This is a genomic window from Acidiphilium sp. (genome assembly GCF_049977125.1).
Classification (GTDB): domain Bacteria; phylum Pseudomonadota; class Alphaproteobacteria; order Acetobacterales; family Acetobacteraceae; genus Acidiphilium.
Window position 1 is genome coordinate 1 of the sequence record NZ_JBMFGY010000145.1, and the last position, 6,814, is coordinate 6,814.

Here is a 6,814-nt window from a genome sequence, read left to right on the forward strand (position 1 = left end):
CGGTCTGTGATCGCTTCTGGAAATCGGGCGGTGGTTCACTCGGCGCAGTGAAGGTCGTTCCGCCACGCCATCTGTTGCAACTTGAACCGGCTGCGCGGCAACCCCATTCCTGAAAGGATCAGACAGAAGAAGGAAACCGGCGATGAGTTGGAGCGGCAAGCGCAAAGACGCAATGGGAACACTGAGCGATGAATTCGATCGGTTTCAGGACGATTTCGATACGCTGCGTACCAAACTGGTCCGCATGGCCAATGATACCGTCAAGGATTTCAGCGACTCGCCGCAAAAACTTGCCGAGCTGAAATCGGCGATTGATCTGCGGCTATCGACCATCGAGGACGAGATCGGAGACCTCGGTAAACAATTGCGGATCAAGGGAGGAAAAGCGGCGGACCGGGTCGAGCGGCGGGTGCATGAGCAGCCTTTCGCCGCCCTGGCAGTCGCCGCCGGGGTCGGCTTTATCGCCGCCTATCTGTTGCGCCGTCGCCACTCGACGTGATCCGCCACACCCGCGCGGCGGGACGAGGGCGCCGATGTTGAGAACCCTGTTCGATCTGTTCGACGGTCTCACCCTGCGGCATCTGACCCGACGGATCGTATTTGCTCTGGTCGCTCTGGCCGCCGCGCTGGTTGGGTTCGGCTTTCTGCTTGCCGCGGGGTTTCTGGCAGTCGCCCACGCGCTGGGTGGAGTTGTCGCGGCGTTGATTTTCGGTGCCAGTTTCGTCTTCCTCGCTCTGGGGTTGTATGGCATCGGCCGCTACCAATGGACCCACCGGCCCCGCCCCCTGCTGGCGCGCGCGCGCTATAGCGTCGCGGCGGAGGCGTTGCGCCTCGCCCAGGTTTTGATTCTGAAGGAACCGGCCAAGGCGATCATCGCCGCGCTGATCCTTGGTGCGGTCACCGAGTTCACCCGCAAGCCATCCGCCCGCCCACCCACACGCTCGCGCGACGATCCCGGCTGATATACGTGATCGGCACGCAAGGAGATCGTTCTGTTTGTGGCTTCGCCATTGGCGACCGCGCTCAGCTAGCGTAAGAGATGTTATCGATCGTAGGCGTGCCCGGTGCGCGTGCGACCTATCGGTATTTGTCTTGAATTTGTAACGGAGTGTGCCGCATGCTGCGGCTTTCGATCCCGGTTCGTCAAGCTTTGTCGCGTCTGACCCTTCCGGTCATGCTGCTGATTTCGCTCGCCCTCATTTTGGCCGGCCGGGCGGACCGGCACCTCGGTACGCTCATGCGCACCGGTCTCGACGACGCGCTGGCGCCACTCTATCGCGCTGCCGCCGCGCCGGTCTCCGAGGTTGAGCAGGATCGCGGCGCCATCGGCGGTTGGTTCCGTTTGCACGCCGACAACCTTCGTCTCGCCGCGCAGAACGAACGGCTTAAGCGCTGGCGCTCGGTTGCCCTCGCGCTCGCCGCCCAGAACGACGCGCTGAAATCGCAGCTCCATTTCGTGCCGACGCCGACGCCGAATTTCTTTGCTGCTCGTGTGATCGCCGATCTTGGCGGCCTCTATGCCCGCTCGGTCCTGGTGACCATTCCACGCGATGCGCATGACATCGTCAACGCGATCGCGATGGATGGCAGCGGCGTGGTCGGCCGGGTCGTCCAATCCGGTTCGCGCAGTGCGCGAGTGCTGCTGATCACGGATCTGAATAGTCGCGTTCCGGTCGCGATCGGTGCGCATGGCGAGCGCGCAATCATGGAAGGTCAGAACAGCGCCACGCCCCGCCTGATTTACTGGGCTCCCGGTGATCCGCCGCGCGAGGGCGCGATTGTGCTGACCAGCGCGGTCGGCGGCGTGTTTCCCTATGGTTTGCCAGTTGGCATCGTCCGTTACGCCGGCCGGAACGACCCGGTGGTGCTGCCTTTCGCCGGTATGAACCGGCTGCGTGTTCTGCGCCTGTTCGAGTATGATCGGCAGTCGAGCGGCGATGTCGCGGCGTCGCTGCCCTGAATGGCGGTGCGGTGATCATGGATGGGGCTGAACTCTGGCGTGGGCTCGATCGTGCCGCCCGCCACGCGCTGCCCGCGACCAGCATTGCCCTCGCCGTGATCGTGCTTGCCATCCCTGGCCTGCTTCCGGCGCAACCGGAATTCCGCGCCGGATTCGTTGTTGCCTCGGTCTATTTCTGGAGCCTCTACCGCCCCGCCGCGCTGCCGGCGCCGATTGTGGCGCTGCTCGGCGTGCTGCTCGACTTGCTCGGTGCCTCGCCGCTCGGGCTCTGGGCCGCGCTGCTGCTGCTGGAACAAGCCGCGATCCTGGCGGTGAGGCGGACCCTGGTGCGGCAGAGTTTTCTTCTGGTTTGGTTGGTCTTCGCCGCCGCCGTGGTCGCGATCACTGCCGCTGAATACGTTGCGCGCGGCATACTGGACCTCACGATTCTGCCCCCCGCCCCGATCATTTCCCAGGCGATCATTGCCATCCTGATCTATCCGATTCTAGCCCTTGCGCTGATCCGCGCCCATCGCGGGGCTGCCGCACCCGAACAGGCCTAGAGGCCATGAAACGCGAGCGTGAAATTCGGCCGATCTTCACCCGGCGCGCCCTTATTGTCGGTGGTGTGCAGCTTGCCGCCTTTGGCGCCCTCAGCGCGCGGCTCTATCGGATGCAGGTGCTCCAGCACGGCCGATACGCGACGCTAGCCAAGCAGAACTCGGTCAACCAACGCCTGCTCGCTCCGCTGCGCGGCATCATCACCGACCGACATGGCACCATTATCGCGGGCAACAAGCAGCATTGGCGCGCTCTCTTCATGATGATCCAGGCACCCGACCCCGACGCGGTGATCGACCAGTTCGCCGGCCTCATCGCCCTCTCACCGGGCGAGCGCGCCCGCATTGCGCAGGACATCGCGGGTAAGCCACGCTATATCCCGGTCCTGCTGAAAGATTATCTCGACTGGTCGGACATGGCAAAGATCGAGGTCAATGCCACGGCGCTCCCCGGTGTGTTCGTCGATGTCGGCGCCTCGCGCGTCTATCCGCTTGGCGCCACCATGTCCCATACCATCGGCTACGTTGCCCGCCCGACCCAAGCCCAGGCGCAGATCAACCCGGTGTTCGCGCTGCCCGGCATGCGCGTCGGACGTGCTGGCGTTGAACGTGCGCGAGATGATGTTCTACGTGGCGAGCCCGGCATCGTGCAGACCGAAGTCAACGCCCACGGCGCCGTCATCCGTGTGCTCGACCGTGACAATGGCACCCAAGGTGCCACCGTTCAGCTTACCATCGATTCCGGGCTGCAATCCCTCGCCGCCGCCAAACTTGCCGGCCAGGCGGGTGCCGCCGTTATGCTCGATGCCACCACCGGTGCCATCCTCGCCCTATCCAGCCAGCCCGGCTTCGATCCCGGCTATTTCGATGCCGGTGTGCCCGAGACGGTCTGGAAATCCTGGATGACCGATCCGAGGCGCCCGTTGAACGATCGTGCCACCGCCGGGCTCTATGCACCCGGTTCAACCTTCAAGCCCAATGTCGCGATGGCCGCGCTCGAATGTGGCGCGATCACACCGACCACCACGTTTTTCTGCCCGGGCTATCTCAAGCTCGGCAATCATATTTTCTATTGCTGGCAGCATCGCGGTCACGGCACGATTGATGTTGTCAATGCGCTGCAACAGAGTTGCGACGTGTTCTTCTATCATGCAGCTCTGGCCACCGGGATCGACCGCATTGCCGCCATGGCCCGCAAACTTGGCCTGATCGGGCGGCTCCCGCTCGATCTTCCGGGCGTATCGCAGGGGTTTTTGCCCACGACGGCCTGGGCGCGCCGGCGTAAACTGGCATGGACGAAGGGCAATACTGTCATTCAGGGGATCGGCCAGGGCTATACCCAGGTCACACCGCTCGGTCTTGCCACCATGACCGCGCGCATCGCTACCGGCCGCGCCATCGGCCCGCATATCGCAAACGCGATCGGCGAAGTGATCCAACCCGGCAATACGCCGGACGACTGGCCGTCCCTCGGTTTCGACATCCGCAATCTTGCCGCGATTCGCCAGGGCATGTTCGATGTGGTGAACACCCCGCTTGGCACCGGATACGCCTCACGCCTGACCATTCCGGGCGTCTTCATGGCCGGCAAGACCGGCACCGCTCAGGTGCATGATCTTACCCAGGCGCAGGAAAAGGCCAATTATAATGACGCCGATCTGCCCTGGAAATTCCGCCCCAATGCCTTCTTTATCGCCTTCGCCCCGACCGACTCGCCGCGCTTTGCCGTTGCTGTTGCGGTCGAACATGGCAATGAGGGGGCCTCGGTCTCCGCGCCGATCGCGCAGGCCCTGATCACCGCGGCGTTGACCAGGGATCTGACCCCGGCTTCGCCCGGCACCATCCGCGCAGCGCCGCAGGCGGCAAACCCGGCCAGCGGGCCGGTATGAGGCAACGGCCGCGCGATGTGCGCGGTACGGGAGCGGGTGGCGGGTCGCACCGGGCGTGTCGGACTATTCGCGGCCCGAACCGTCTGATCCACACCTGAATTGACCCACACCTGAATCGTCTCGTCGCCCATCGTGAAACCGCTCTGCGCTAACAGGTCTTTGATAACCCGCAGGTTCAGGTTAATTCAATCATAACCCCAGACCGCATACGCAATCGCTAAAGACCGGCGCGGTAGAGATAAATATTCATGCGTCGCCCTTTGAGTTTTATCTCCTCCGCCGAGATCGTACCCATATAATCAGTGGGGTTGGCTGGGAGTGGGTGCCCGGGATCGTTAACCCAGATCTGCTCCAAGGTTTCAAGATTTGGCTCAAAAAATACCACACCACCGCCCGGCTTCACCACTCGCAACGCCTCTGCGAAAACTCGAACCCGCTCCTGTTCATCGACATGGTGGAGCACGCCAAAGAAGAAGACCGCGGCAAAATGCCCGGTCGCAAAGGACATTTGGCTGGCGTTGTAAGGCTGGAACCGAATGCGATCCGCCACGCCGACGGCAGCGGCATTGGCGACCCAATCTTTACGCGCATAATGTGTTGTGTCGTTCTCCGGTTCGCCAGTGACCACATCAAACCCCTGCATGGCGAGGAAAATTGCAAAATTCCCCGCGCCGGTCCCGACATCGAGCACCTCGGCGCCTGCGGGTAGCTTCAGCTGCTCCAGCGCTAGGTGCCCGTCCGCCGCGATATGTTCGAATGACGCACCCAGATGTGTCGTAGCTTCGTTGATGTCCATGGCTTATCTCTCCTTCAGTCAGAAAACGGCAATCCCGGTGTTTCAATATGCAGGCGACTCAGCCGGCCGGAGGGTTGGTATCATCAGATCGGTGCTCGGCGTCCACCAGTTTCTGCTGTCTTATTACAGCGTTCGGAACCGCGCGTGCGGCGTCCTAACATGACCGGGGATTTCCGGCCACGGCTGTTCGACGCTTTGATATGGCGACGTGTGAGAACAGGTGGCGGATGCCCGCAACTGGGTTGAACTTATCTATTTCGATCAGGGCGAAAACGCATTTGTGTTGGATTGCCGCCAGAGCGGGCGCACTGCGGGTTTTGGCGGTTCAACCGGGATCGTCGGCGCGACGGGCGACGACGGCGTTGGCCTCGCGGATGGCACGGCCTTCATTACCGGTGCGCTCGAGTGTTTCGTTGGCGACTTTCGCCCATAGCTCCTGCAATTCGCGGGAGCTGGCCTTGTGGGTGTGATGCTCGGCGTCGTCGGGAGTCCAGGGCATTTGGGGCCTCGCTCAATGCGACTCAGCAGTTGATGGGCTGAAGTTATTCAAAAAAGTCTATAGCGCTTGAGTGACTTGCAAACAATCTGCGGTCAGACCCGTGTGGTTCAGGACGCAGGAACGGTCTGTGGCTGGTGACGTAGGCAGATAAAGAGGACGGCGAACCCGACCGCACCGCTCAGTAGGGCTGCAACGGCGGGGGTGCCGTAGCCAAGGCCACTGGATGCAACGGGTTTGTCGAACCAGTCGGCGAATGAAGCGCCCATTGGGCGGGTCAGGATATAGGCGGTCCAGAATGCGGCGACATCGTTTAGTCCGAAGACGAAATAGGCTAGGGCCGGTAATGCAAACAGTGTCGAGAACAGGAGTGCTGAGGTGAGGTAGCCGAGGCCGAAAGTAGACGCCGTGAGGTCGCCGGCCGCGGTGCCAAGGGCAAAGGTGGCGACCACGGTCGCCCAATAGAACGCTTCACGGCGCGGGGTTGCGACGGTGTGAATCGACAACGTCGTTTCGGTCGCATTCCAGCGCCAGAGGATCAGGATGAGGCCGGCGGCAAAGAGAGAGGTCGAGGCGATGTAGGGGACGCCGAGGACGACGTGAATGACATCGGCGATCATCGTGCCGAAGATGCTGACCATGATCACCACCAGCCAGTAAATGGCGGGAATGTGACGGCGGACGCTGAACTGCAGAACGAGAGCGGCTAAAAAACCGATGCCACCGGCGGTCACTGCAAGATAAGTGTTGGTATGAAAGACCAGGAAGTCGGAGGTTGCTTCACCCATGGCGGTCGAGAGAATTTTGGCGACCCAGAATGACGGGGTGATCTCCGGGACTTTGGTTCCGTAATACCGGTCCTCGTCGAGGCGCATGAAAGTGTCAGCGGATTGCAATTGGGCCAATCTCCTTATTCTGGATGGGACCGGAATGGGGTGACTTGGCCTGAACCTCAAGATGGCGACCGTAGATCGCTCATAAAGGTTTCGTGAAGTGGATTTGGTTAAAAACTTACTGCCACCCGGTAGCGGCGCAGGACGGCGCGACAATTCCGAACGAACGGTTCAAATCCAGGCCCCCCTAGCATTACAGTTGCATTTTTTAGTTGCGAAACGCCTTGAACTCTGAATCAAT

8 protein-coding genes are annotated in these 6,814 nt (G+C 61.7%); 5 read left to right on the forward strand and 3 right to left on the reverse strand.

Annotated features, from left to right (window positions below):
• Positions 1-142 precede the first annotated feature (142 nt).
• The 5 genes from ACP5E6_RS15165 (at position 143) to mrdA (ending at position 4,388) form a co-directional block, all read left to right on the forward strand.
• Entirely contained in the window at positions 143-499 is a 357-nt protein-coding gene (locus ACP5E6_RS15165) for a glycine zipper domain-containing protein (protein WP_427955375.1), read from the forward strand.
• Positions 500-533: 34 nt separating this feature from the next.
• Positions 534-962, forward strand: a complete 429-nt coding sequence (locus ACP5E6_RS15170) for a hypothetical protein (protein WP_427955378.1) — start codon at positions 534-536, stop codon at positions 960-962.
• A gap of 155 nt (positions 963-1,117) precedes the next feature.
• Entirely contained in the window at positions 1,118-1,960 is an 843-nt protein-coding gene (mreC, locus tag ACP5E6_RS15175; RefSeq protein ID WP_427955380.1) for a rod shape-determining protein MreC, read from the forward strand.
• 17 nt (positions 1,961-1,977) lie between these two features.
• The gene (locus ACP5E6_RS15180; RefSeq protein ID WP_427955383.1) at positions 1,978-2,502 is read left to right on the forward strand and encodes a rod shape-determining protein MreD; all 525 of its coding nucleotides are present in this window, start codon (positions 1,978-1,980) and stop codon (positions 2,500-2,502) included.
• Between the two features lie 5 nt (positions 2,503-2,507).
• Positions 2,508-4,388, forward strand: a complete 1,881-nt coding sequence (mrdA, locus tag ACP5E6_RS15185) for a penicillin-binding protein 2 (protein WP_427955386.1) — start codon at positions 2,508-2,510, stop codon at positions 4,386-4,388.
• A 217-nt stretch (positions 4,389-4,605) separates the two neighbouring features.
• Here the strand turns inward: mrdA and ACP5E6_RS15190 are convergent, their stop codons facing one another.
• From ACP5E6_RS15190 to ACP5E6_RS15200, 3 genes are all read right to left on the reverse strand, one after another.
• On the reverse strand, positions 4,606-5,184 hold the full coding sequence (locus ACP5E6_RS15190) for a class I SAM-dependent methyltransferase (RefSeq protein ID WP_427955387.1): 579 nt from the start codon (positions 5,182-5,184) through the stop codon (positions 4,606-4,608).
• 325 nt (positions 5,185-5,509) lie between these two features.
• Positions 5,510-5,683 carry a hypothetical protein gene (locus ACP5E6_RS15195; protein WP_427955390.1) on the reverse strand — a complete coding sequence of 58 codons (174 nt, stop codon included), beginning with the start codon at positions 5,681-5,683 and terminating at the stop codon, positions 5,510-5,512.
• 107 nt (positions 5,684-5,790) lie between these two features.
• Positions 5,791-6,576 carry a COG4705 family protein gene (locus ACP5E6_RS15200; RefSeq protein WP_427955392.1) on the reverse strand — a complete coding sequence of 262 codons (786 nt, stop codon included), beginning with the start codon at positions 6,574-6,576 and terminating at the stop codon, positions 5,791-5,793.
• Between the last annotated feature and the right edge of the window lie 238 nt (positions 6,577-6,814).

Excerpts from the sequence above, each read along its gene's own strand:
- ACP5E6_RS15165 (WP_427955375.1), top strand. The coding sequence starts at position 143 with ATGAGTTGGAGCGGCAAGCGCAAAGACGCAATGGGAACACTGAGCGAT.
- ACP5E6_RS15170 (WP_427955378.1), top strand. The coding sequence starts at position 534 with ATGTTGAGAACCCTGTTCGATCTGTTCGACGGTCTCACCCTGCGGCAT.
- mreC (WP_427955380.1), top strand. The coding sequence starts at position 1,118 with ATGCTGCGGCTTTCGATCCCGGTTCGTCAAGCTTTGTCGCGTCTGACC.
- ACP5E6_RS15180 (WP_427955383.1), top strand. The coding sequence starts at position 1,978 with ATGGATGGGGCTGAACTCTGGCGTGGGCTCGATCGTGCCGCCCGCCAC.
- mrdA (WP_427955386.1), top strand. The coding sequence starts at position 2,508 with ATGAAACGCGAGCGTGAAATTCGGCCGATCTTCACCCGGCGCGCCCTT.
- ACP5E6_RS15190 (WP_427955387.1), bottom strand. The coding sequence starts at position 5,184 with ATGGACATCAACGAAGCTACGACACATCTGGGTGCGTCATTCGAACAT.
- ACP5E6_RS15195 (WP_427955390.1), bottom strand. The coding sequence starts at position 5,683 with ATGCCCTGGACTCCCGACGACGCCGAGCATCACACCCACAAGGCCAGC.